The sequence below is a fragment of the Paenibacillus sp. MCAF9 genome, from assembly GCF_052114265.1.
In the GTDB taxonomy this organism is placed as follows: Bacteria; Bacillota; Bacilli; order Paenibacillales; family Paenibacillaceae; genus Pristimantibacillus.
In genome coordinates this window covers 97,718-124,379 of record NZ_JBFREL010000013.1, presented here as the reverse complement: position 1 = coordinate 124,379, position 26,662 = coordinate 97,718, and the positions used below count along the sequence as shown (strand labels likewise).

General features: G+C 45.0%; 19 protein-coding genes, 1 pseudogene and 1 riboswitch. Of the genes and pseudogenes, 19 read left to right on the top strand and 1 reads right to left on the bottom strand.

Annotation, left to right across the window (positions count from 1 at the left end; genetic code table 11):
* Positions 1-122 precede the first annotated feature (122 nt).
* The 16 genes and pseudogenes from AB4Z45_RS20105 to AB4Z45_RS20030 form a co-directional block, all read left to right on the top strand.
* Positions 123-260 (top strand): annotated as a pseudogene (locus tag AB4Z45_RS20105) (MFS transporter); the annotation flags it as partial.
* Between the two features lie 337 nt (positions 261-597).
* Positions 598-2,250, top strand: a complete 1,653-nt coding sequence (locus tag AB4Z45_RS20100) for a GAF domain-containing protein (protein WP_441911111.1) — start codon at positions 598-600, stop codon at positions 2,248-2,250.
* A 9-nt stretch (positions 2,251-2,259) separates the two neighbouring features.
* Entirely contained in the window at positions 2,260-2,919 is a 660-nt protein-coding gene (locus AB4Z45_RS20095) for a response regulator (RefSeq protein WP_076266668.1), read from the top strand.
* A 159-nt stretch (positions 2,920-3,078) separates the two neighbouring features.
* Complete coding sequence (locus AB4Z45_RS20090; RefSeq protein WP_441911109.1) at positions 3,079-3,705, top strand: FMN-dependent NADH-azoreductase; 627 nt, start codon at positions 3,079-3,081, stop codon at positions 3,703-3,705.
* Between the two features lie 148 nt (positions 3,706-3,853).
* Positions 3,854-4,438 (top strand): TetR/AcrR family transcriptional regulator, encoded by a 585-nt coding sequence (locus AB4Z45_RS20085; RefSeq protein WP_441911107.1) that lies wholly within the window; start codon positions 3,854-3,856, stop codon positions 4,436-4,438.
* A gap of 57 nt (positions 4,439-4,495) precedes the next feature.
* Positions 4,496-5,938, top strand: coding sequence for a DHA2 family efflux MFS transporter permease subunit (locus AB4Z45_RS20080; RefSeq protein ID WP_441911139.1), 1,443 nt, complete (start codon positions 4,496-4,498; stop codon positions 5,936-5,938).
* Positions 5,939-6,082: 144 nt separating this feature from the next.
* On the top strand, positions 6,083-6,760 hold the full coding sequence (locus AB4Z45_RS20075) for a response regulator transcription factor (protein WP_441911105.1): 678 nt from the start codon (positions 6,083-6,085) through the stop codon (positions 6,758-6,760).
* Positions 6,757-8,172, top strand: coding sequence for an ATP-binding protein (locus AB4Z45_RS20070; RefSeq protein ID WP_441911104.1), 1,416 nt, complete (start codon positions 6,757-6,759; stop codon positions 8,170-8,172). The genes AB4Z45_RS20075 and AB4Z45_RS20070 overlap by 4 nt, the downstream gene beginning before the upstream one ends.
* Before the next feature lie 127 nt (positions 8,173-8,299).
* Positions 8,300-9,439 (top strand): Fe(3+) ABC transporter substrate-binding protein, encoded by a 1,140-nt coding sequence (locus tag AB4Z45_RS20065; RefSeq protein ID WP_441911102.1) that lies wholly within the window; start codon positions 8,300-8,302, stop codon positions 9,437-9,439.
* A gap of 2 nt (positions 9,440-9,441) precedes the next feature.
* Positions 9,442-11,097: an ABC transporter permease gene (locus AB4Z45_RS20060; RefSeq protein WP_441911101.1), complete on the top strand. Its 1,656-nt coding sequence runs from the start codon at positions 9,442-9,444 to the stop codon at positions 11,095-11,097.
* Positions 11,094-11,759, top strand: a complete 666-nt coding sequence (locus AB4Z45_RS20055; protein WP_441881663.1) for an ABC transporter ATP-binding protein — start codon at positions 11,094-11,096, stop codon at positions 11,757-11,759. The genes AB4Z45_RS20060 and AB4Z45_RS20055 overlap by 4 nt, the downstream gene beginning before the upstream one ends.
* Before the next feature lie 14 nt (positions 11,760-11,773).
* Positions 11,774-11,974: riboswitch (cobalamin riboswitch) on the top strand.
* 176 nt (positions 11,975-12,150) lie between these two features.
* The gene (locus AB4Z45_RS20050; protein WP_441911099.1) at positions 12,151-12,918 is read left to right on the top strand and encodes a DUF4430 domain-containing protein; all 768 of its coding nucleotides are present in this window, start codon (positions 12,151-12,153) and stop codon (positions 12,916-12,918) included.
* The gene (locus AB4Z45_RS20045; protein ID WP_441911097.1) at positions 12,911-13,780 is read left to right on the top strand and encodes an energy-coupling factor transporter transmembrane component T; all 870 of its coding nucleotides are present in this window, start codon (positions 12,911-12,913) and stop codon (positions 13,778-13,780) included. Before AB4Z45_RS20050 ends, AB4Z45_RS20045 begins: the two co-directional genes overlap by 8 nt.
* Positions 13,771-15,420 (top strand): ABC transporter ATP-binding protein, encoded by a 1,650-nt coding sequence (locus AB4Z45_RS20040; protein ID WP_441911095.1) that lies wholly within the window; start codon positions 13,771-13,773, stop codon positions 15,418-15,420. The genes AB4Z45_RS20045 and AB4Z45_RS20040 overlap by 10 nt, the downstream gene beginning before the upstream one ends.
* A complete protein-coding gene (locus tag AB4Z45_RS20035) occupies positions 15,408-16,094 on the top strand; it encodes an ECF transporter S component (protein ID WP_441911093.1) in 687 nt (228 codons plus the stop codon). The genes AB4Z45_RS20040 and AB4Z45_RS20035 overlap by 13 nt, the downstream gene beginning before the upstream one ends.
* Positions 16,095-16,196: 102 nt before the next feature.
* The gene (locus tag AB4Z45_RS20030) at positions 16,197-16,841 is read left to right on the top strand and encodes an HNH endonuclease (RefSeq protein ID WP_441911091.1); all 645 of its coding nucleotides are present in this window, start codon (positions 16,197-16,199) and stop codon (positions 16,839-16,841) included.
* A gap of 122 nt (positions 16,842-16,963) precedes the next feature.
* Here the strand turns inward: AB4Z45_RS20030 and AB4Z45_RS20025 are convergent, their stop codons facing one another.
* Positions 16,964-18,982, bottom strand: a complete 2,019-nt coding sequence (locus AB4Z45_RS20025) for a serine hydrolase (RefSeq protein WP_441911089.1) — start codon at positions 18,980-18,982, stop codon at positions 16,964-16,966.
* Positions 18,983-19,462: 480 nt separating this feature from the next.
* Between AB4Z45_RS20025 and AB4Z45_RS20020 the strand changes: the two genes are divergently transcribed.
* From AB4Z45_RS20020 to AB4Z45_RS20010, 3 genes are all read left to right on the top strand, one after another.
* Positions 19,463-22,687, top strand: coding sequence for a glycosyl hydrolase (locus AB4Z45_RS20020; protein WP_441911087.1), 3,225 nt, complete (start codon positions 19,463-19,465; stop codon positions 22,685-22,687).
* A 160-nt stretch (positions 22,688-22,847) separates the two neighbouring features.
* Positions 22,848-24,281, top strand: coding sequence for a cellulase family glycosylhydrolase (locus AB4Z45_RS20015; RefSeq protein WP_441911085.1), 1,434 nt, complete (start codon positions 22,848-22,850; stop codon positions 24,279-24,281).
* Positions 24,282-24,394: 113 nt separating this feature from the next.
* Positions 24,395-26,644, top strand: coding sequence for a CBM35 domain-containing protein (locus AB4Z45_RS20010; protein WP_441911083.1), 2,250 nt, complete (start codon positions 24,395-24,397; stop codon positions 26,642-26,644).
* Positions 26,645-26,662: the final 18 nt, after the last annotated feature.

The following is a 26,662-nucleotide window of genomic DNA, read 5'->3' as shown; positions in this document are numbered from 1 at the left end:
TTATTAGCTCAATCATAACAAACAAAACAAAAGAGGACAAATATTTGATGAAACGACTTTTCTATTGGAACAAATAATGAAAGGTGATAAAGTGGATCAAGGAAAAAGTGCCACAGAAGGAGATGCCCTACTTGCTTGCTCAGAAAAAAATCCAAGCTCAAAATCAATCCGCTGGCATTAAACGGCTTTGGCTGATCCTCTTGCTTGGATCGCTCTCCGCGTTTGGGCCGTTGTCCCTTGACATGTATTTGCCGGCGCTGGCGCAGGGCCTTGTTATGGCTGCTATGTTTGCATACATTGCCGGCTCACGGGTAGCGCATCTGCATTGCTCGGGTTATTATCCTTCACATTTGGGGGCATTATTTCACCGCTCGTAGGGCTTGGCGGCAGCGCAAATGCGCTCCCTATGGGGATTTGGATAGCCATTACAGAGCTGGGTGCTGTAGCCTGTTATATTCTTTTGATCAAAAAGCCGTTTCGAAAGCGCTAATCCAAAGAGCCTGCCATCCAGCTTAAGCAGTGCAAGCTGCTTTGGATCGGCTCTTTTTTTTGCTGTTCAGGAAGGTGTATAATGTGTGCTTAGAAGGAAGTGGAAGCATGTCCAGAGAAAAAAGAGCTTATGAGCTGGTCGCATTGAAGGAGATAGCAGAGACACTTAACAGCACAAACGACATGGATCAAATGCTGAATGATGTGCTTGCCAAGCTGCTTCAGGTTACAGGTTTTACTACGGGCTGGATATTTATGATTGACAATAAAAGTGAAAACCTTTGTGCGGCTACACATAATTTGCCTCAAGGATTGGCGGCAAACAATCAGGCGGTCATGTGCGGCGAGGTTTGCTGGTGCATTGAAAGCTTTAAGCAAAACAAGCTGGATCAAGCGGTAAATATTATAGAATGCTCAAGAATTACATATGCCATCACGAACAAGCTTGGTGATAATGAAGGTGTTACTCATCATGCGACGGTTCCGCTAAGAGCAGGAACGGATCAATTCGGGTTGTTAAATGTTGCTGAAGCTGGCAAGGATCGTTTTACTGAGGAGGAGCTTGCACTTCTGCAAGCCGTCGCTTATCAGATCGGGACGGCGATTAAGCGAATCCGCCTGTATCAGGTGCAGGAGCAGCATGCGATTCATTATGCAAAGCTTGGTGATGTTATTCAGAAAATAAATGCCATACAAGATATAAACCATCTGCCGCTGCAAGCGGTGAGCCATATAGGCGATACGTTCAACTGGCAGCATGTATCGTTATTTATGTATGAACAAGAGCAATTATCGCTTCGCGCACATTATACAGACAATCATGTCCGAAAAGAGTGGCTTTCACTTGCCATCGATCAAGGCGGGATGGTGAGCAAAGCGTTTCATGAGAATCGTCTTGTCAAACAGTCCGAATGCGACAGCAATTCCTGCTCGTCTTTATCATCCATAGGGATACCACCGTTCTCATCAGCAGTCGCAATACCGCTTCGCATTCGCAGCCGCCCTATTGGCGTTCTGTTTGTAAGCAGCCAGTTAGGCAAGCAGTTTGATGATTACTTAGAGGACTTCATGTATTCGCTTGGGGATCATTTCACGTTAAGCGTAGAAAATTTGCGGGTATATGAGCAGCGGCGCGAGCTCGCGCGCATGGAAGAGCGAAATCGAATGGCTAGAGATTTGCATGATTCGGTTATTCAAAAGGTTTTCTCTTTATCCTTTCTAGCGAAGGGCGCCGAGACGGTGCTGGCAGGCAAAGAACCTGTCGTGGAACGATCATTGCAAGAAATAAGACAGCTGTCACAGGAAGCGCTGAAGGAAATGAGAACGCTGATATGGCAGCTGCGGCCGGCAGGTCTTGAGCATGGGTTGATTACTGCGCTTAAGCAATATGGCAAGAGCATGGATTTAACCGTGTATGAGAAGGTGGAGGGTGTTCGCGAGCTTCCGCGTGCGATTGAAGAAGCCCTTTGGAGAATCGGACAAGAGGCGCTTAATAATGTAAGGAAACATGCAGATACGAATACCGTTTATGTGCGGCTCATCAAAACAGAGTCTCGCGCCTGCTTGGAAATTTTGGATCGAGGCCGCGGTTTTTCGCAAGAGAAGCGTAAAGGAAAACTGACCATGGGAATGCTAACGATGCGGGAACGTGCAGAAACGCTTGGCGGAGAGCTAACGATAGCGGGCGGAAAAGGGCAGCCTACAATGGTGACAGCTGTTATACCGATTGCAACGGAAATGGAAATGTGGGAAGAGGAATGAGGAACTGTTTTGACGATAAAAATATTGCTCGTTGATGATCATCAAATTGTGTTGAAGGGAATTTCTTTTTTTCTAAGCATGCAGCCTGATTTTGAGCTGGTGGGTGAAGCGAATAACGGCAAGGAGGCGGTAGAAAAAGCTGCTGAACTTAAGCCTGATATCATACTGATGGATCTGAACATGCCGGTTATGGACGGGATCGAAGCGAGCAATTTAATCGCTAGGCAAAATCCGGATATTAAAGTGCTTGTGCTCACCAGCTTCTCGGATCGCAGTCATATCGTGCCTGCTCTACAATCCGGAGCTGCTGGGTATATGCTGAAGGATGTAGAGCCTGATCAGCTTGCAGAAGCGATTCGCAGCGCCTATAAAGGAAATATTCAGCTGCATCCGGATATAGCGAGTGCGTTACTCGCTCAAGTATCGCCGCAGATTAGTTCGGTGAAAGGGCTGCCTATTCGTGAGTTAAGTGAAATATTGACTCCGAGAGAGCTGGAGGTGCTGCAATTGCTTACCAAAGGAATGAGCAATAAAGATATTGCTCACTCGCTCACTGTAGCAGAGAAAACAGTCAAAACGCATGTGAGCAGCATTTTAAGCAAGTTGGATTTAACGGACCGAACGCAAGCTGCGTTATACGCGGTGCAGTTAATGCGAGAACCTGAATAACACGCTGACGTAAGACTATAGTCGTAAGACTAGCTCTCCGCCTTTGGCGGTTTTTTTATGTCGATTTTTCGGTCTATTTACCGATGATTGTTGCTCTAAAACTATATACAATTAAGGTACTTACAAAAAGTAAACAAACATCTTGGAGGGAAATATACAATGAGTACAGTATTATTTATTAAAGCAAACGATCGCGGAATCGAACAGGCAGTCAGCGTTAAGCTATATCAATCTTTTCTAGACAGCTACAAAGCCAGCCATCCAGAAGACACAGTGGTTGAGCTTGATTTGTTCAATGAAAACTTGCCTTACATGAACGCTGATATGATTAACGGCAACTTCAAAGCAGCTCGCGGTTATGACCTTACACCTGAAGAGCAAGCAGCTGTAGCTGTTTCGGRCAAATATATGAATCAATTTCTTGCAGCGGATAAAGTGGTTTTCGCATTCCCGCTTTGGAACTTCACTGTTCCTGCAGTATTGCACACTTACATCGACTACCTTTCACAAGCTGGCAAAACGTTCAAATATACAGCTGAAGGCCCAGTTGGTCTAATCACCGATAAAAAAGTCGTATTGCTTACTGCTCGCGGCGGCATTTATTCCGAAGGCCCTGCAGCTTCGGTTGAAATGGCACATAACTTTATCCGCACAGTAATGGGCTTCTACGGTGTGACTAACCTAGAGAGCATCATCATTGAAGGCCACAACCAACTTCCTGACCAAGCAGAAGCTATTGTAGCAAAAGGTCTTGAGGAAGCAGCAGCATCAGCTGCTCGTTTCTAAATCAACCGTTTAAATGCGAAGGCAGCCGGATAATTTCGGCTGCCTTTTTTTTGGGTGCAAGATCGCTGGATATAAAAAAAGGTTGACTTGATAAGCGGATCAATGTTTTCATTATATAGACCGATCGTTATAATCGAGGAGTGAATCAATGTCGGAAAAACATAATACAAGGCATGCCATACTTGATACGGCAGCTAGGCTTTTTTTTACGCAGGGCTATCATGCGACGGGATTAAGCCAAATTATTAAAGAAAGTGATTGTCCGAAGGGATCTCTCTATTATTATTTTCCAAACGGCAAAGAAGAGCTTGCGCTGGAATGCATTAACTGCACGAAGGAGCTTGTGATTGAGAAATGGAGAAAGAAATTTGCCGATTATGAGGACCCTGCTGAAGCCGTTCAGGCTTTTGTATTTGATATGGCTGATGACGCAGAGAAGTTTGATTATGAGGGTTATATGCCGTTTAGCTTCTGGATGGCAGTCGAAACCTCATCGATTAGCGAGAAGCTGAGAGCAGCTGGACAAGGTGTATTTGCAGCATGGCAGAACGTGATTTCCGAGAGGCTGGTTCAGCTTGGAATGGAAGAGACTAGAGCAGATGAGGTTGGCGTCGTCACCGTTTCCTTATTGGAAGGTGCGCTCATTCTAACGCTGACGAATCGGGACAAGCAGCCGTTGTTATCCGCAGCGAAATGTTTGCCGTATATCATTAATAAATGTCCTTCTCTATGAGAAGTCATGAATAAATGCTAGATAGATAATAGGAGAGTGGAAGGCTTGCAAGCAACAATGACAGAATCGCAACAAAATACGGGGCAAAAATATAAAGTAATCCCCATTATGATTTCATTATTATTAAGCGGCTTTATCGGAATGTTTAGTGAAACGGCATTAAATGTAGCACTAAGCGATTTAATTCGCGTCTTTGATATTACGGCGCCAACGGTACAGTGGTTGACGACGGGATACTTGCTGACGCTGGGCATATTGGTTCCCGTATCGGGGCTGCTGCTTCAATGGTTCTCGACAAGGCAGCTATTCATAGCAGCACTTAGTTTCTCCGTACTAGGAACATTGGTTGCGGCGCTCGCACCAAGCTTTGAAGTTCTTATGGCTGCGCGTATTATCCAAGCAGTCGGAACGGCGCTTTTGCTGCCGCTTATGTTTAACACAATTCTTATTATTTTCCCGGCTGAGAAGCGGGGAGCGGCAATGGGTGTAATTGGGCTTGTTATTATGGTTGCTCCTGCTGTAGGCCCGACGATTGCAGGACTCTTGATTGAAAACTTAAGCTGGCACTGGATTTTCTGGTTGTCGCTTCCGTTCCTAGTCATTGCACTATTATTCGGGATTATGTATATGCAAAATGTTTCTACCATAACAAAACCGAAAATTGATATTTTTTCTCTCGTATTCTCAACGCTAGGGTTCGGGGGCATCGTGTTTGCCTTTAGCAGCGCGGGTGAAGGTGAAGGCGGCTGGGGCAGTACAAAAGTGATTGCGACCATGATCGTTGGTATTTTGTCCCTTGCGATTTTCGCTGTTCGTCAATTGACGATGAAGCAGCCAATGATGAACTTACGGGCGTTTAAGCATCCGATGTTTGTTGTAGGAACATTAATGGTATTTATTTGTATGATGGTTATTTTATCTTCTATGCTCGTTCTGCCTATGTATTTGATCAGTGGACTTGGTCTTAGTGCACTGACAGCTGGCCTCATTATGCTGCCAGGCGGTCTTATTAACGGAATTATGTCTCCCATTATGGGCAGCCTGTTCGATAAGTTTGGTCCTAAGTGGCTTGTTATTCCAGGTCTTGTCATCGTTGCCGCTGCGCTATGGTTCTTCTCAGGCATAACGACAGCATCAACGATTACATTAATTATTGTCCTTCATTCATGCTTGATGATCGGTATTTCGATGGTATGGATGCCTGCACAAACAAACGGGCTCAACCAGCTGCCGCGCGAGTTGTACCCGGATGGTACGGCGATTATGAATACACTGCAACAGGTCGCTGGCGCTATCGGTACCGCAGTTGCAGTAAGTATTATGACCGCAGGAATGACCGGCTTTATGAAGGATGTGGCTGATCCAACAGATCCAGCCAATGCTCCGCTTGCGTTGACAGCAGGAATTCAGAATGCATTTATTTTCGCTATGATTGTTGCGATTATCGGTTTGATCGTTGCTTTCTTCATTAAACGGGTTCATGTAAGCAAACAGAAATAATAGATTTGAATACTAGAGGCAGTCTATGGCAACATGGACTGTCTCTTTTTTGATAGAATGATTGACGGTGAGAACAATTATCAATTACAATGATTGAAAATATGCTGCAGACAAGCATTTGCAATACTAAAGGCGGGTCAATCCATGAAAAAGATTTTACTTATTGAGGACGAAAGAAATTTAGCGCGTTTTATTGAGCTTGAGTTGCGTCATGAATCGTTTGAGACAGTTGTTTCTTATGATGGCAATAGTGGTCTAGAGCGCGCCTTGCGAGAAGAATGGGATGTTATTTTATTGGATCTTATGCTGCCTGGCATGGACGGACTTGAGGTTTGCAGGCGTATTCGCGAATCAAAAGCAACACCTATTCTTATGCTGACAGCGAGAGACAGCGTTACGGACCGAGTGTCTGGCCTTGACAGCGGGGCGGACGATTATATCCCGAAACCGTTTGCGATTGAAGAGCTGCTTGCACGGCTTCGCGTTGTATTTAGGCGACAGGATATGATTGCATCAGATCAGCGTTCCATTTTGTCTTCTGGCGAGTTAAGTGTTGATTTAGACGCTAGAATCGTCAGCAGAGGCGAACAAATCATAGAGTTGACTAAGCGGGAATACGGATTGCTGCTTGCTTTCATGCAAAATCCGAACCGTGTCTTCTCACGGGAAACGCTGCTTGATACCGTATGGGGTTACGATGCGGCTGTCGATACGAATGTTGTTGATGTATATGTGAGATATTTGCGCAATAAGATAGATGTCCCCGGAGGAACGAGCTGCATTCAAACGCTGCGCGGTATTGGGTATGTGATGAAAAAATGAATAATTTGCGCGTAAGTTTCTCACGAATACCGATCAAGTGGAAGCTGACATTATGGTCGGCGCTGCTGTTATTTCTTTTATTTGCTGCGTACAATGCCGTTCAATATATGTTTGTAGAGAAGTGGATGAAGAAACAAGCAGAGACGGCTACACAGGAAGATATGCGGGAAGTATTAAACTATTTGTTAGAAAAGGAGTTCACTTTCGACGAATCGGAGCTGACTTCAATACGTAGCTTTCTTGAAAAAGTAAATGGTAAAAATCAGCTAATACGCGTGCTTGATGAAGATGGAGCACCGATCATGATTGTCTCCGATAATCTAACAGAGCAGTGGTTAAGTGCTTATCCTTCTTCGAGTTTAGCTGCCAAAGGGTCGTGGTTTCTTGACCAAAACCTGCTGCTTATGCGCAGCCCCTTAACGATCTTCTCGTTTAATGGAACAATCGAAATTGTGAAAAACATCGAGGATTTTGAGAAGCTTAGTTCAGCTTTTTTTCGAATTATGTTAATTTGCTGTGTCGGTGCCATTATTATAAGCGGCATCGGCGGAGGATTGCTGGCGCGTCAGCTGCTAAAGCCGCTTCAAGCGATGAATGTTGCCATGACCGGCGTAAAGCAGAAGGGTTTACAAGAAAGGGTTCAGCTAAACGAAAATAAAAATGATGAAATTGCAACGCTCATGAAGCTGTTTAATGAAATGATGGATCAGCTTGAGCGATCGTTCGGGCAACAGAAACAATTTGTAGAGGATGCTTCTCATGAGCTCAGAACCCCAATCGCCATTATTGAAGGTCATCTCGCACTGCTGCAGCGCTGGGGAAAGGATGACCCTGCAGTTCTGGAAGAGTCTTTGCATGCTTCGTCGCAGGAAATTGCTCGTCTGAAAGGACTTGTACAGGAACTGCTCGCATTGTCTCGTGCGGAGAAAGAGCCGGCTTACGGGAATGAGATGAGCAGCCATTCGAAGCAGAAGATGGAACAGCTTATTAGAAATATAGAGGTGCTTCATCCGGAGTTCACTTTTCATGCTGATTTGAGTCTTTTGTCAGACGTAAATCTATTTGTGTCTGAGCAGCATCTGGAGCAAATTATGCTCATCTTACTTGATAATGCAGTCAACTATTCGGGAGAAAGCCGAAAGATAGAGCTATGCTGCTTGTTAGGGGAAACGGATGCTGTCATTCAAGTCACAGATTTTGGCGTTGGCATATCTGATCAGGATTTACCGCTCGTTATGAATCGTTTTTACCGCGCAGACCGTTCGAGGAGCGGCACAAGCGGCGGTCATGGACTCGGGCTGGCGATTGCGAACCGTTTGGTGCAACGATATGACGGTAGTTTGCTTATTGAAAGTAAACTTCATCAAGGTACAACGGTTTCGGCTGTTTTTAAACGAGCTACCCGAAAATGAATGTCGGGTAGCTTTTTTTTATTTTCACAGCATTTTCTCATTTTAGTCGGTTACAATAGGAACTGTTGAGTTTGTGGTAATGATTTTCATTATCAAATTAAAAGTGGGAACGAGAGGTATGACAAAGATGAAAAAGAATTATATCGTAAGTGTCGTATTGTTAACGATGCTGACAGTGCTCGTATTAGCAGGTTGTGGAGCGAATAATGCAGGAAACGATAAGACGAATGCTTCTTCGCCATCGCCAGAGGCGAGCCCAGCAACGACTGAAGCAGCTGGTGGAAGTAATGATACGAGTAAGAATAACAGCAAAGAGCAAGTGGTAAACGTGTTTACAGCAAGACACTATGATGTTGACAGCCAGTTGTTTGATGCCTTTACGAAAGAAACAGGCATTAAAGTCAATGAAATTAAAGGTACAGCAGAAGAGCTCGTTGAACGCTTGAAGCGAGAAGGAGAAAGCTCAGAAGCAGATCTGTTCATTACAGTAGATGGCGGCGTTCTAAATTATGCGAAGCAAAATGAAGTGCTTCAACCGATACAATCCACAACGGTTGATAGCAATGTACCCGCAGAGCTGCGGGATAACGAAAACAATTGGGTTGGCATTGCAACCCGTGCACGCGTTATCGTTTATGCCAAAGATCGTGTAAAGTCGGAGCAGCTATCCACCTATGAAGATCTTGCTAGTGCTGCATGGAAAGGGAAAGTATTGGCGCGCTCGTCTGCCAGCCTTTATAATCAATCGCTGCTTGCTTCATTCATCGAACTAAATGGAGAGCAAAAAGCTGAAGAATGGGCGAAGGGGATTGTAGCAAACTTTGCTCGTGATCCTGAAGGCGGAGATCGTGACCAAGCGAAAGCGGTCGTTGCTGGTCTAGGTGATGTTGCGATTATGAATACTTATTACGTTGGGCAAATGCTGAATTCGAAGGATGCGGAAGAGGTTAAGGTTGCAGAGAAAATTGGCGTATTCTTCCCGAACCAAGAAACGACAGGCACACATCTTAACATCAGCGGCGTAGGCTTTACTAAGCATGCTAAGAATAAAGATAACGCTGTTAAACTGATCGAATTCATGACAGGCAAGGATGGGCAAACGCTGTTAACGCAAGGAAGCTTCGAATTTCCTGTAAATGCTGCTGCAGAAAAGCCTGAGTTGTTAAAGGGCTGGGGTGACTTTAAAACACAGAAGCTGGATTTCTCCAAGCTGGGCGATCATAACAAAAAAGCTGTCGAGCTTCTGGCTAAGGCAGGCTGGAAATAATAATGATGGCTTCCATCTCTTTGCGAAATTTAAAGAGAATATTGAACGGCTGGGTTATATTGAGCGTAATAGGGGCCATCATGGCCCTTATTCCGTCTCTTTATATTTTTTTCGGTTTGTTTGACAAACCGAATGAAAACTGGCAGCAAATCAAAGAGTATATGCTGTTTGATTCAGTCGTTCAATCTTTCTATCTTGTCGTAGGAACGGTGTTTTTCTCCGTTATCATCGGCGTGTCGCTTGCATGGCTTGTTGCAGCCTATGATTTCCCGATGCGGAAGTTTTTTCACTTTGCATTTTTGCTGCCACTGGCAATCCCACCATATATTGCAGCTTATACTTACGGTTCTATGCTGAGCTATACGGGCAGCATACAAGTTTTTATGCGAAATACGCTCGGCGTAACCCCTAATCAAGCTTATTTTGATATATTGTCCATGAAAGGCGCTATTTTCATATTTTCAATGTTTTTGTTTCCTTACATTTATTTGATGACCAAAACCTTTATGGAGAAGCAAAGCGCAGCTTTCATAGAAAACGCAAGATTGCTCGGCAAAGGGCAGCTTCATATCTTTTTTCGAATCGTATTGCCTTTGTCGCAGGGTGCAATTATCGGCGGAGCCAGCCTCGTCGCATTTGAGGTACTGAATGATTTTGGAGTAACAAAACATTTTGGCATTGCTTCGTTTACTGCAACAATTTTCAAAACATGGTTTGGTATGTACGATGTTGATTCTGCCCTAAAATTATCTGCACTCCTAATGAGCGCTATCATTGGTTTGTTTATTATGGAGAGACTGCTTCGCAGGCGAAAAATGTATCATTCCGCGACAAGCAAGCTTAATCCGCTTAAACGAAGGAAGTTATCCTATTTAGGGACAGCTGCTGCTATTTTTGTGAGCACGGTTATATTTGCCCTTTCGTTCGCTATTCCAGTAGTTCAGCTCCTCGTATGGGCGACATGGACATATCAAGATGTATTGAACAGCAAATTTGCGCAGCTCGTCTCAAACACGCTTTTGGTTTCCATTGTTGCGATTACCGTGTTAATGCTGCTTGCTGTTATTGTCGCAAATGTAAGCCGCAGCCTGAATCGATCGCTTTTGCCGCTTGCAGCAACGAAGCTAATTTTAATGGGCTACTCTATCCCGGGTGCTGTTTTGTCCATTGGCGTGCTTGCTTTGTTTATTTCCCTAGACCATCAATTAAGCGGCGTCTATTCATGGTTAGGTTTTGGATCGAGCAAGCTCGTGCTCAGCATGTCGCTCGTGATGCTTATTTTCGCCTATGTAATCCGCTTCCTTGGTGTAGGATTTAATGCGGTGGAAGCGGGATTTGATAAAATAGGCAATCGTTATTCTGAAGCTTCCAGAACGCTCGGCATAGGTATGACTGCGACTTTCTTCAAAGTGGACTTGCCATTAATAAAAGGATCCATATTAGCAGGCTTCCTACTTACCTTTATGGAAATTATGAAGGAGCTGCCGCTGACGCTGCTGCTGCGCCCGTTTAATTTTGAGACGCTAGCGACAAAAGCCTATCAATATGCAAGCGATGAGCAAATTCATCAAGCTTCGGTACCGTCTTTATTCATAATCACGGTGGGAATGGCAACTGTTTTTGTTTATCATTGGTTGGGAGAGAAGAAATCCAGATGAACTTTTTTGAGCTGACTAACGTTTCTTTTAGCTATGATAATGGGAAAAAGAGTGTATTAGAAAACTTTACGATGCAAATGCAGAAGGGTGAAGTTGTTGGAGTGCTTGGTCAAAGCGGTTGCGGGAAAAGCACGCTGCTGCGGATTATTGCCGGGCTTGAGATTCCTGCCTCGGGACGTATTGCCGCTGGCGGCAGGGTTTTAGTAGATGATCAGCAGTTTATTCAGCCTGAGCAGCGCGGCATAGGCATGGTGTTTCAGGATTATGCATTGTTTCCTCATCTGACTGTCGGTCAAAATATATTATTTGGTTTACATCGATTATCAAGAAAAGATAGATTCAAACGGCTGGATGAAATGCTGGAGCTGATACAGTTAAATGATTTCGTCAAGCGTTATCCGCATGAGCTTAGCGGAGGTCAGCAGCAGCGTGTTGCTTTTGCTCGTGCGCTTGCCCCGTCTCCCTTGATGCTGTTGATGGATGAGCCATTTAGCAGTTTGGATTCTCACTTAAAGCAAAGCATTCGGGAGGAGCTGAAGCGTTTGCTTCACAAAGCCCAAATTACGTGTATGTTCGTCACCCATGATCAAGAGGATGCAGCTGCTATTTGCGATCGAATCATTCAAATCCCATATAGACAAACCCCAGCAATCCCGATATGATTGATTAAATAATCGCATAATTGAATAGAGAAGGTGCAAACAAAAGCATGCTTTTGTTTGCTTAATAGGGAAGTCCGGTTCAATGCCGGCGCGGTCCCGCCACTGTATGTGAAGAGTGATTCTCTGCAAATGCCACTGTCCGATTCAAGGATGGGAAGGTGTGAGAATCGCGTTGACGCACGAGCCAGGAAACCTGCCTTTTTTATTTTGTTTCTCATTCTTCGGGGGTAAAGAATGTGGAGGCGTAATCGTTTTGCAGGACGCATCATATATTTTAGTTATATACGGTTGCTATTCTTACATTCGACATGCAGATCCCCTAATAGAAGGGGGTCTTTTTTTTATTGTTAAGGTTTGTGTGAATGAGACAAAAAGGAGTAGAAAACAGACGATGGCAAAGATTTGCAAGAAATGGTTACCAAGCTTAATCATCCTATGGCTGTTTATTGGTTTATTAGCTGGCTGTGCCAGTCCGGCACAAAACGTTAATTCCAATACCAATCAAGTGCAAACCAGCAACGAAGGACAAGTGGGAAAAGAAGCGGAGAAAGCCGCTGATGAGCAGCCAACGAGTACTTCAGCATCAGAAACGGCAGAGGCAACGCAGTTGCCTAGCGAAGATAAAGATCAAGCGAAGGCAACTGACAACGCTGGCGATAAGCAAGTTACGCCTTCCCCGAAGCCGAAGCAGACAAATGAGCCGAAATTGGATGATCCAAAAACGAAGCCTACTGCTTCTGCGAAACCAAACAAAACAGATGGTACGACTACGACAAAGCCCGTCACGCCTGTTGCAACGCCGAATCCTGTGCAGACGGTTACGATTTCAATTGTCGCGGACAAGGATACGGGAACGGTGCTTGCTCCAACAGTCGTAGAGTTCAAGAAGGATGATACCGTTCTTGATGTATTGAAGAAAATTACGAGAAAAAACAAAATACAAATGGAATACAGAGGTGTTAAAGGCGGTGCTTATATCGAAGGCATCGACAATATTTACGAATTCGATTTGGGCGCGAAGAGCGGCTGGATGTACCGAGTAAACGGTGAGTTTCCTAACAAGGGCGCTGGGGTTTACAAGGTTAATGAAGGCGATGTTATTGAATGGTTGTACACGACTGATCTTGGCGAGGATATAGGAGCAAAATTCGATGAATAGTGCGTTCGGTTCGGTACATCCGGTTACGAGCTTCAGTTATTATGCTGGAGTCATTACATTCGGCATGCTCTTATTTCATCCTGTTTTCTTATTGACGTCACTTGCTGCGATTACGGTTATTATTGTCATTCATGGCGAAGGGAAGCGGCTGCTTAAGCTGCTTCCTTATTATGTTCTAATGGGCGGTTTGGTTGCTGTTCTCAACCCGCTGTTTTCTCATCGCGGGCGGCATATTTTATTTTATTTTATGGATCAGCCGATCACGCTGGAAGCTATTTTATATGGTGTGACGATGATGCTCTCTTTATTGTGCATTTTATTAGCCTTTGTATCGTTTCAGCAGATTGTTACGACGGAGAAATGGATGTATTTATTTTCACGAGTCGCTCCGCGAACTGCACTGCTAACCTCGATGTCGATTCGGTTCGTACCGCTTTTCTTGCGGAGACTGGATCAAATTACTACGGTTCAACGAATAAAAGGGGTTTCGATTCTCGAAGGCAGCTTGAAAAAACGGAGCAAGGACGGCATGCTGCTCGTTCGTGTACTATTGACCTGGTCCTTGGAGGAATCGCTTCAGACCGCTGATTCTATGAAAGCTAGAGGGTATGGCGCAGCAAAACGAAGCTCTTATGTCATCTATCGTATGGATCGTAGAGATTGGTATGTTCTATTGTTTCTTGGAGCAATGGCACTCGTATGCATTTGGGGCTGGATGCAAGGTTTTGGTGTGCTTACTATTTACCCGCGTCTGGAAACAATGCAGTTCCATAGGGGGGAAGGCATTGCATACGCTTGCTATTGCGCCTTTCTGTTAACACCAGTCGTACTTGAAGAAATGGAGAGAAGGTCATGGAAGTAATTCAGGTTGATCAATTAACGTTCCATTATCCGGAATCAACGGTTGCAGCACTCGATAACATCACTTTAAATATCAAGCCAGGCGATTTTGTCGTCCTTTGTGGAGCATCCGGCTGCGGCAAAACGACGCTGCTTCGGCACTTGAAAAAAGAAACGCAGCCTACGGGGAAACGCTCAGGCACCATTAAGTATAATTGTGTATTGCTAGAGGAGCTGCCAGCGGTCGAAGCGGCTGAACAGATCGGCATGGTATTTCAAAACCCTGAAAATCAAATTGTGATGGATCAGGTTTGGCATGAGCTGGCTTTTTCCATGGAAAATGTCGGTTATGGGCAAGCGGTTATGCGTAAAAGACTAGCCGAAATGAGCCATTTCTTTGGGCTGGATGAGCTCATTAACAAATCCGTTCATGAAATATCGGGGGGACAGAAGCAGCTGATCAATCTTGCTTCAGTATTGCTGCTGCAGCCAAAGCTGCTTCTATTAGATGAGCCCACCTCGCAGCTTGATCCGGTAGCGGCGCGAGATTTTCTGCAGTTTATTTATCGGCTGAATCAGGAAATGTCGATGACGGTTATTATAAGCGAGCATCGGCTGGAGGATGTTATTCCACTTGCAGATCGAATCATTATGCTGGAGGAAGGCAAAGTGAAATACGACGCGCCGCCGAGGGAGCTATGCCGGCTCGTTGGTGCTGATGCAGCGCAAAAAGATATGCCATACCTGCCTTCCGTTACAAAGCTGTTTCTATCTGCCCAGAAGGCTGGCAATCTACCAGAAGCAAATCAAATTCCGCTTACCGTGCGTGAAGGGAAGAAGTGGCTCTCCAATGTTTTCGGGATACATACAATAGCCGCAAATCAATCAGGAAACAACGAAAGCAGCGAGCTCGAAAAAAAGGAATGGCTGCTTGCTTGTGATGAAATAACGTTTAAATACGAAAAAGCGAGTGCAGAGGTGTTGAAGAAGCTGTCGCTTAACGTGTACAAGCATGAGTTTTTGGCGGTGCTCGGCGGCAACGGGGCTGGAAAAACAACGATGCTGCAAATGATGGCCGGATTATTAAAGCCGCAGCGAGGCAAGTTGAAGCGGGATAAATCGATTAAAGTTGGTTATTTAGCGCAAAATCCACTGCTTTATTTTAGCTACGATACAGTTGAAGAGGAGCTTCAGCGAATGGCGGATTACGCCAAACTCGATGATCGGGATCGGAAAATAGCTCAGGTTGTCGATTCTCTGCAGATTTCCTCTATTTTGCCGAAGCATCCTTATGATTTGAGCGGAGGAGAGCAGCAGAGAGCGGCGCTCGCGTTAGTGCTGCTTGGCGAGCCGGATGTTCTTTGCTTGGATGAGCCGACAAAGGGGCTTGATCCCATAGCCAAGCAGCGAACAGCGGAGCTGCTGCAGCAGTTATGCCAAGCTGGCAAAACCATAGTCATGGTCACGCATGATATTGAATTTGCTGCCGTGCATGCAACGCGCTGCGCGATGCTGTTTGATGGAGCAATATCTGCTGAGGCGGAGCCGGCGCAATTTTTTGGTACTAATTATTTTTACACAACAGCCATCAATCGAACGGTGCGGGAATGGCTGCCAGAAGCGCTGACGACAGAGGATGTGATTGCAACGTGGGCAAAATAAAGCTCTGGTTCTTAGCCAGCATTGGACTGTTCATCGCAGCTATGGCCTTATCCTCTGCCATTACCGATGATCATTATTTAATGCTAAGTATCGTGCTGCTATTTGTCACGATGATTCCTTTTTTTGCAAGGTTTGAGAGACGGAAGATCGAAGCGCGCGAGATTGTTATCCTTGCTGTGCTGGCGGCCATTGCGGCCATTAGCCGCGTACCGTTTGCGCCGCTGCCAAGCGTTCAGCCCACATCCTTCGTCATCATTATTGCTGCCATTGTGTTTGGAGCTGAATCGGGTTTCATTATCGGCGCAATAGCTGCAGTCGTATCGAATATCTTTCTAGGTCAAGGCCCGTGGACGCCGTGGCAAATGTTTTGCTGGGGGATGATCGGGGCTAGTGCGGGGTGGCTGCGGCATACTTGGCTCATCAAAACAAAGACCGGCTTGCTCGTATTTGGTTTTGGATGGGGCTTCTTGTTTGGCTGGATTATGAATATTTGGTTTATCATCGGATTGCCGGACGCGCTGAGCTGGAATTTGATTTTTGTTGCCTACATTCAAAGCTTTTATTTTGATCTTGCTCATGCGCTGTCCAATGTTTTTTTCCTCGCCGTGTTTGGGAGCAGCTGGATTGCCATTTTGCAGCGCTTCAAGAGGAAATACGGTTTATTGGAATCATAGGTTATGTGCTATTTTCCCCTCGAACCTATATTAGTGCTACAATAGTATAAAAACACGAGGGGACGAATTCGGCTGCGTAGCTAATCATATGCTCCGGAAAAAATGATGGATGATACAGAACCTCTTGCTGCCAAACCATGCGCCATTTGCAAGGAAACGAAACCGCTCTCTGAGTTTCTGCGGCGAACGGGCAAACGAGCCGGCGCTGGTGCAAGGCGAGGTGCATGCCGAGCTTGCAGGCAGGCGAAAGCGGCTTTAGCTCCATTGCCTGATGTTCAACCTAATGATTATAAAGCAATACGAAGAAAAGCTCATCCCAGCAAACCATTCCCGGTTCCACCGATGACATCCATAACGCTGCCGAATGATCCGGCAGCACTAAAGCCTACGCGTCAAGGTACGATTTGGATGAGAGGCAAGACGGATAAAGGACGGCGCTGGTATCAAGAAATTGAGCCAGAGCTTGCGATAACGCTGGTAAAGGAGCATGCTGCGGTTATCGTCAATCGCCATACGATACGCCGATTGTTCAGCAATAAGGAATTCCGGCGCTACATCTTGGAGCGTGACCATCACATTTGTTATTTTTGCGGGGAGCAAGGGGATACGATCGATCATATGCTGCCACGTGCTAAGGGCGGGCATACAACGCCGGATAATTGCGTCTGTGCTTGCAATGCTTGCAACCAATCGAAGGCGGATCAAGACCTGCAAACGTTTATGAACGGTGATGAGCTTATTCCTTAGAAACATTAATGAATGATTGAGCGATCCGTACGTTGTACTGCTTTCGTTACAACTAACGTTTATACAAAAAAAGACTGCATAGTCCGCCTTGATGAAGGGCGACAACGCAGTCTTTTTTTGTATTAGATGCCTGCACTTGACGCAAATAATTTAGCGAAACGGTTTAAAATCGCAGCAGCTTCCTTATTGAGCAGCGGATCTCTCGAACGGAAATCTGTACCTTTATCCGCCATTTTTATTTCTGGTCCATATAAACGAGCTCCAACAATGAATTGAACCGCTTCTTCGGCCCAAGCTGAAGTCTTGCCGCTCAGCTTCGCTGGTATGGGAGGGAAACCAAGAAAACGTGATAATCGATAGATAATGACAGCAGCTTCTTCCCTTGTGATCGTTCGGTCTGGTTCAAACCTCTGGGCTGAAGTACCGCTTAATACGTGAATCTCTAGCAAGGTTTGAATTTCTGATTCATATGGATGAGCCTTTAAATCCGTGAATTTAGAGGGTTGGTTTGATTTGGTAATACCAGCTAGTCGTACAATCTGAGCTGCGAATTGAGCACGAGTCGTTTTTCCTTCTGGTTCGAAAAGGGTAGACGTTGGATTCAAAACCCCGCCCAAATCACGTAAAGTATAAATGTCATCGGCATACGGATGATTGCGCGGTACATCTGAATAGGTAGGTGATGGGGTTATGCGTTCACACCAAGCATCAATAAGTAAATAATAAAAGTATGAGATATTGCCAGCTTCATCTTTTTTAAATGCGCCAAGTTTTCCATCTTCATCTTGGAACAGCAGCTCGCCAACGGGTTTTAGTTTCCTAATGCTATTGGGTCCGGCAACGGATAAATAACCATCTTCCGCCTTTACTTTGTAATAAACGAGCGGGGCGCGCAAATACTGGTAGCTGCCTTCAAAGCGTGCTAATTGTGCCTTGGTAAGTGCAATGGCTGGCCGCTCTTTCTCTGCTTTAGGGTAATAATGATCCATAAACGCGGCGAACAGCTGCTCACGTATATCGCTGGCATCGCTGTTCGTTACAACAAATCCGCCTACCTTTTGTTCAGGCAGCAGCCACATCCACGAATGATAGCCCTCCAAATCTCCGCCCTTTCCAATGACAGTCTCGCCATTGAAATGTTCTTGGAAAAACATCTCAAAACCTAAAGCCATGTTCGGAATTTCTGAATGAATGCCAACCTGTACCCGCTGCATCTCCTTAACTATATTATCCTGTAAAATACGATTTTCACCAAGCTTGCCGCCATTTAATTGAGCGAGCATAAATTTGCTCATATCCGTGCCTGTTGCGAACATGCCCCCGTCTGGCGCTATTGTAGGCGTGAGCTGGTATTGCGGCCAAGGCTCCTTTAATTGGTTATAACCGGTAGCAAGGTTTGCCAGCACTTTATCCGTCATCCGGAAATCACTGTTTGTCATTTGCAGCGGACGGAATATTTGATCATCAACGACTTGTTCGAATGGCTTGCCAGTCACATTTTGCACGATTAATCCTTGATAATTGAAAGCTAAATTATCATAGCGATAAGCCGCTCCCGGCTTACGTACGATGGTAGGTAAATTCTCTTTAATATATTGTTCGAGAGGATAGTCTTTGCGGGTCGCATCTGGAGCAGTCAACACATCTGTTTTGTCGAAACCTGTTGTATGAGTCAATAAATGTCGCATCGTTAGTTTGCTGCCGGTCTCATTGGGAATCGTCACGCCTTTCAAATAGGAGCTTACATCCTGATCCAAATCTATTTTGCCTTCTTCTACGAGCTGCATGACGGCTGTTGCTGTAAATACTTTGGATATGGAAGCTATTCTGAACATGGTTTTATCAGGATCAACAGGTTTCTTGCTCTCCACATCGGCATAACCATAACCTTTGTTCAGCAGCACTTTATCATTGCCCACCACTACCACTGCACTACCAGCTAGCGAGCTCGCAACCTCTGGACGTTTAAAGAACTCATCGACAAACGCCTCAACTTCCTTAGCATCCTTGGGGCCAGTTGCATCTGCTGCCTCAACGCTCCTTGCAGGAAATGAGATGGCCGAAAAGGCGATCACCGCTGCGAGCAGGGCGGGTGCCCAAGCTTTCCTGCTTTTCCTTCTTTCTTGAAACATCAACATCATTGATTTCCATCCTTTCAATTAATATGTAATTTATTTCCTCTTAACTTTAATGGATTCGCCATTTCATCAAATCAGTCATTGGTCTAATTGTTACCTAGACTTTAGTCGAAAGAGAGGTTTTGTTTGCAAGGTTTATGAAAATTGTTATTCGTTTGAGCTAGCAAATGAGACAAAGTGCAGCATTTATACGGCTAAATTCGACAATAACAAAATTAAAATTGTTATTATATAGTTATTTATTATTTTTATTGCAAACATAATGTTATTTATGTTATCTTCTCAATAACGAAATGCTGCTTGTAAATTTACCCATGCAGCAAGATGCTCCTGTTCAAGTAACTTAGCTACTTACGTTTACTAAACGTAGAAAGGAGGTGATTCATTTTTGAAAGCGTTTTCTAGCGGGGCTGATTATACTATCGCATGGCGCACGTCCCAAAAGCATAGCTTCATCATTATGAATTAGAGGTGACGAATGAAATGGGTTTTAACTACCGATGGGGAACACGCAAGGTTTTGTTTTATGCTTTGATCCTAATGTTTGTTATGGGGGCCATTCCTCTCTACCCTTATGTAAACGCGACTGCATCTGCTATTAAATATGAAGCAGCTAGTGCAGAAGTAGAGGGCGCTGCACAATTTTTAACTACAACTGCAGGAGGTGACATTCAATATATTGGAAACGGTTACATTTCATTTTTCACTGGCGATCCTGGAGCTGCAACCTTTCATGTTCAAGCAGCAGCAACTGGCTTATATAAGCTGAACATTGGTTATTACTCGCCTTATGGACGGAAGGTAACGTCGCTGCTCGTAAACGGTCAGAGCAACGGGGAGATTGAGCTGCCTGCGATTGCGGAAGCTGGCTCTGTTTCATCAGAAGCTTCCGCGGGGAAAATAATGCTCAAGCAAGGCGACAATACGATTCGTTTTGAAAGAGGCTGGGGTTATTATGGCATTGAATACATTACGCTTGAATCCGCGGATACCGTTATTGTGCCAGATACCAGCCAATATGAAGCGGAAGCGGGGATTTTGGCGGGTGGAGCAGAAATACGCGCTACTGGAAACGGCTATTCCGGCGACGGTTATGTTTTTATTCCTGGAGGATCTGTTCAGATAGATGTATCGGCGCCTGCTGAAGGTTTTTATACGCTGGATTTTGGTTACAGAGCTTCTTACGGCTTCAAAAAAACGCTAATAACCGTTAATAAAAATCAAGCCGGGGCTTCTGGGTTTGAAGTTGATCTTAATGAATCAGCTGAATTTGTTGAAATATCGGCAGGGAAGGTTTTTTTGAATGCAGGAAACAACACGATATCCTTTGATGCCAATTGGAGTTGGTATGACATCGATTATATAAAGCTCACTCCAATGCCTATCGAGAACAAAGAGCATCAAGTTCCAAAGTCGTTGATCAACCCAAATGCAACAAGGGAAGCGCGTGCGCTCATGAATTATTTAGTGGATAACTACGGCAAGAACATCATTTCCGGCCAGCAGGAATTATCCGATGCGGAGTGGATTTATGAAAAAACCGGCAAGCTTCCAGCGATGGTTTCCTTCGACCTTATCGACTATTCTCCTACTCGGGTAGCTCATGGTACGAAGTCAGAGGAAACAGAAAAAATGATGGAATGGGCGGAGAGAGGCGGGATCGTATCCCTTTGCTGGCATTGGAATTCGCCAAACGGTTTAATCGATGTGCCGGGCAAAGAATGGTGGAGAGCCTTCTACACCGACTCCACAACGTTTGATGTTGAGTATGCGCTTAGTCATCCGGATTCAGAGGAGTATAAGCTGCTGCTCAGTGACATCGATGTAATTGCCATTCAGCTGAAGAGGCTTCAGGATGCGAATATTCCTGTTCTATGGAGACCGCTGCATGAGGCAGAGGGAGGCTGGTTCTGGTGGGGCGCCAAAGGACCAGAATCCGCCAAGCAGCTATATCGATTGATGTATGAGCGGTTAACAAACGAGCATCAATTGAACAATTTGATTTGGGTGTGGAACTCCATGTCATCCGACTGGTATCCAGGAGATGATGTGGTTGATATTATTAGCACCGACATTTACAACCAAGCAGGCGATTATAGCCCAAATATTAATAAATATGATCGTCTAGTAGAGGTCGTCAAGGATCGCAAGCTCGTGGCGCTTCCGGAGACAGGAACGATTCCAGATCCTGATTTGCTGCCTTTATATGGTGCAGACTGGAGCTGGTTCAGCACATGGACGGGTGATTTTATTAGAAACGGTATTTATAATACGGCTGAGCATCTTACTCATGTCTTCAACCATGAATATGTCATTACGCTCGATGAGCTGCCCAGCAACTTGTCAACCTATGGCCTGAAAGCGCCGGTGTGGACAAATGCCGAGTTAAAAGCAGCGAACGTCAAACAAACGAGCGCCACCTTGTCATGGAGCGGTGCATCAAGCGAGCAGGAAATAATTAATTATTCGATCTATAAAAACGGAATTCAGCTGGCTGAGGTGAATGGCTCCAGCAGCAGCTATGAGGTTAGCGGACTTGCAGCGAATACAAAATATACGTTTAAAGTAGAGGCGGCCACACGAGATGGAGTTTGGAGCGATGGCGGCCCTCAACTTGAAGTAACTACTATGTCTGACCCCATTGTAACGCCGTCTAATCCAGATACAAGCCAGCCTCCTGCATCGGGACCTGGCGACAAACAAACGATTCAGCTTAATAGCGCAGAGTTTGAGGCAGCTGTCGCCAAAGCTCAAAAGGGTACAATCCTTGTTACCGGAACTCCAGTAGCAGGAGCTAAGGAGGTAAAGGTCAATATTCCAGCTGAGCAAATAGCTAAAGATTTAGACAAAGGGCTTGAGCGATTAGAAGTGAATATCGGTTTTGCTGCGATTACAATTTCACTTTCTGAATTATCAAGCCATTTAAGCGGAACATCTGCAACGATTACGTTCACATTCTCTATTGTCGATCCATCCCAAATGAGCGATCTTGCCAAAGCTAAGCTTGGCGGCGCACAGGTTTATGGCCTGAATCTTGACATTGACGGAAAGAAAATAACAACATTTCATGCAGCATCCTTAAAAGTGGCTTTGAATTATTCATTAGCCTCAGTCGCAAATCCAAACACGATCGTGACATACCACATCAAAGAAAACGGCGAGCTTGAGGTTGTAAAAAACAGCTATTACGATGCAACAACAAAAAAAGTTATTTTTCATCCCACTCATTTCAGTCAATATGCAGCTGCGGCAGCAGACGTGTCATTCAAGGATAAAGGCTCATCCGCAGCAAGCCAGGACGCGATCGATTATTTGGCTGCAAGAAGCATCATACAGGGAAAAGGCGATGGTTTATTTAAGCCTCTTGACCTTGTGACAAGAGCGGAGTTTGTTCAAATCATTATTCAAGCGTTTGATTTGAATGACAATACCGCCAGCAACACATTTAACGACGTTCCGAGTGAAGGCTGGTATACCAAGGCTGTTTCAACAGCTCAAAAGCTTGGGCTTATTAAAGGAAAAGAAAACGGAAGTTTTGGTCCGCGCGAAGCCATGACTAAGCAGGATGCGGCAGCAGTGTTGGAACGCGTCGCCAAGCTTATAGGAATTACAGCATTCAAAAGCAATGATGCCACTGCATCAAAGTCGGTTGTGAATCGTGAGCAAGCGGCTGAAATGGTTTCTAATTTGATGCGGACTATCGATTAAGGAAAACGCAGGAAGCAGGTGAAAGGGGGTGGTAGGCTTTCATAATAATGTCAACGTCTTTGAAGTAACAGGCAACCAGATCAAACACTAAGAACCTAGGGCTGCAACACAAAAAAACAGTTGGAGGGATTTAGTTATTATGATGATCAGGAGATTAAAAATGACGTTTATGTTTGTTCTTATGCTTGCACTTGTTGTGCCTTTTATTTCGAGTGAACAAATTCATGCGGCTAACGGTTTTTATGTAAGCGGCAACAATTTGAAGGATGCAAACGGGAATAACTTTGTCATTCGAGGTGTCAATAATGCTCACGCATGGTTTGATACACAAGCGTATGATGCGCTAAGCACGATTAGTTCGAAAAAAGCGAACGCTGTTAGAATCGTCTGGACGACAAGCGGTTCGGCATCGCGGTTGCAGCAAATTATCGATCGTTGCAAACAGCTCGGCATGGTTGCCATTGTTGAACTGCATGACGCAACAGGCTCTAACAGCGCAACTGCTTTAAATAATATGGCTAGTTATTTTGCCAGCAGCGCGGTTAAAACGATTTTAACGAGCAATGAAAAGTATGTGCTCGTTAATATCGCTAATGAATGGGGCGATGGGAATCTTGCGGATACCGCTTGGCGCGATGCGTACAAGACGGCTATTTCAACCATTCGAAATGCTGGAATTCATAACACGATTATCGTTGACGCCTCAGGCTGGGGACAAAATTCTTCACCAATCAAAGCATATGGCAACGCGCTCCTCACTCATGATCCGGATCATAATGTCATGTTCTCCATTCATATGTACGGCTCATGGAATGATTCTTCTCGGATTGGCACGGAGCTGCAAGCGATTAAAAATTTAGGGTTGGCTGTTATGGTTGGAGAGTTTGGCTATAACTACAACAACGGCAATAACAACTTGGGAAGTCAAGTTAATGCACAAGAGGTCATGAACCAAAGTCAGGCGAAAGGCATCGGTTATATGGCATGGTCGTGGACAGGAAATGATTCGGCGAATTCGTGGCTGGATATGACGACAAGTGATTGGCAGACGCTTACTACATGGGGCAATCTTGTCATTAACGGAACAAATGGCATTTGGGCTACTTCTACAAAAGCTTCCGTGTTTAATAGCAGCAGCAGCTCTACGTTGTACGATTTTGAAGGCGGAAATGCACAAGGCTGGACGGCATCAAACGTTGCTGGCGGGCCTTGGTCTGTAACGGAATGGGCGGCAAGCGGCAGCAGCTCGCTCAAAGCAGACGTTACGTTAGGCGGCGGTCAATATTATTTGCAATATGCGGGTGCTAATAATTTCAGCGGCAAATCTTCTGTTTCTGTTAAAGTGAAGCATGCTGCGTGGGGAACCTTTGGCAGCGGCCTGCAGGCGAAGCTGTTTATTAAGACGGGCTCCGCTTACACTTGGTATGATTCAGGATCGGTAAACATCAATTCATCGGGTGCAACTACGATTTCACTCAGCTTATCTGGAGTAGCCAATTTGGGTGATGTGCGTGAAGTGGGCGTTCAGTTCATTTCACCTACTAACTCAAGTGGATCAACTTCGGTTTATGTAGACAGTGTTGTGCTGCAATAACGAAATGGATAGGTACTCAAAGGATAGGGAAAGGGCTGGATTCCAGCCCTTTTCCTTGTCTGAAATGATTATTTGCAGCATGCAGAGTAAATAAGTAGAAGGTTGGATGGAAGATGCATAATAAGCAGGCTATACGAAGCCGTAACATGAAGTGGCTCATATTATTTGGTATTATTATCGTTTTTTTAATTGGAGTGATTGTGATGAAGCAAGCAGATACAGAAACAACTAAAAATGAATGGATTGTTCCAACCGTATTGCCACAGGAGACATTGGCTGCATCCGGGGAGGAACATCGGATATTGGGAACGACACTAACGTTAGAGGCAGAGGATGGAGAACTGACTGGATTAACTATCTCAGAGGATGATGGTGCATCAGGCGGTAAATTCGTGGAGGGCTTTGATACGAGCGGCGATAATTTGAGATTTCTTATGGATATAGAAGCTGAGGGCACATATATGATTTTAATTCGGTACAAAACGGCAGGAGGAGATAAGCCGAATTTTATAGCCTTGGATGGAGAACGGCTTGCTGAATATACATTTAAGGATACGGCTGTATGGAAGGATGCTGTGATCGGACAATATGATTTGAACGCAGGAAAGCATACGTTTGATATTTCAAATAGCTGGGGCTGGATTGCCATTGACTATATTCAATTAATTGGAGGTTCTGACGGCAATGTTACGCGTGTTGCGCTCCATTTAGAAAGTGAAAGCACAGGTCCGTCTGATGCTGCGGTTACGGTCGCGGCTCGTGCTGACCATTCTGCGGAATATCGTTTTTTTGCTCGTGAAAAAAAAGGAGATTGGATGCCGTTAAACGAGTTTAGCAGACATCATCAATATACCTTTCTTCCCCCTGCAGCAGGCGATTATGAGCTCAAGGTACTGGCGCGCGGATTAAATGCCAGAGCAGAAATGGAAGCAGAAGCAGTTATATCCTATAAGGCATTACCTGCCTATATAGGCAAGCCCTTATTGAATCCGATGTTCGGTGATCACATGGTTCTTCAAAGGGATAAGCAGGCAGCCATATGGGGCTGGGCAGAGCCGAATACGAAAATAACCGTCCAAATGAATGATCATGCAATTTCTGGGTTAACAGATGCCGATGGCTATTGGAAAATAGAATTGGGTGTTTTTTCAGCAGGAGGACCTCATCAAATAACGGTTAGCAGCAGCACAGAGAGGATTGAGCTCGTTGATGTTTTGTTTGGTGATGTATGGCTCAGCTCGGGGCAATCCAATATGGAGTTTAAGCTGCCCGCTGTAATGAATGCGGCAGAGGAAATGAAACAAGCAAATCATCCCAATATTCGATTTATGAAAATACCGCAAGCAACAAGTCCTGTTCCGCTATCCATGGTAGACAAGGGAACCAAATGGCAGAAGGTGACATCCGATTCAGCTGTGGATTTCAGCGCCGTAGCTTATTTTTTTGCCCGTAAAATAAACAAGGAAACCAATGTACCTATCGGCATTCTCTTCTCAGCTGTTGGCGGTACAAAAGCAGAATCATGGACAAGCTACCCTATGTTGCAAAGCAATCCAGATTTTACAGCAGCAGCTGATGAGATTAAAACAGGCGCAGTGATGATTGAGACAGCTAAATCACCGATCGCTCTTTTTAATGGGATGATTGCGCCCCTTACGCCTTACAAATTAAAAGGTGTGCTCTGGTATCAAGGTGAAAGCAATTGGGGAGAGCGTCGCTATAACAAGCTGCTGCCTGATCTGATGAAGGATTGGCGCTTAGCTTTTTCGGATGAACGTCTGCCGTTTATAATCATTCAAATTTCAGCATTTGGCACCGTTCAAAGCGAAGCTAATCCGGCGCAAAAAAATGAAGGACTGCCGGAAATACGCGAAGCTCAGCTCAAAACGGTGCAGGATGATAACCACGCATGTCTTGTTGTCACAACAGATGTAGGAGATAGCGCTGATATCCATCCAACGAATAAGCAGGATGTCGGCTGGCGATCTGCATTGTGTGCTTTAGGCAAATTTGACAACCATACGATTGAATATTCAGGACCCATATATACGTCGATGGCGAAGGAAGGAGCGGCCATTCGTCTTTTTTTCGAGCATGCTGATTCAGGCTTAATGGCAGGAATAAAGGCTGGACTTGAACCTGTACAGGAGGAGAAATCAGGCAAGCTGATTGGTTTTGCAATTGCGGGGGAAGACAAGAGATATTATGCTGCTAATGCCCAAATTGATGGCAACTCGGTCATTGTATCATCGGATAAGGTTGCTGAACCAGTATCGGTAAGATATGGCTGGAGCGATTCACCGACGATTAATTTGTATAATAAAGCAGGACTTCCCGCATCGCCATTTCGAACGGATTCTTAAAAAAACACTGCAAAAGGA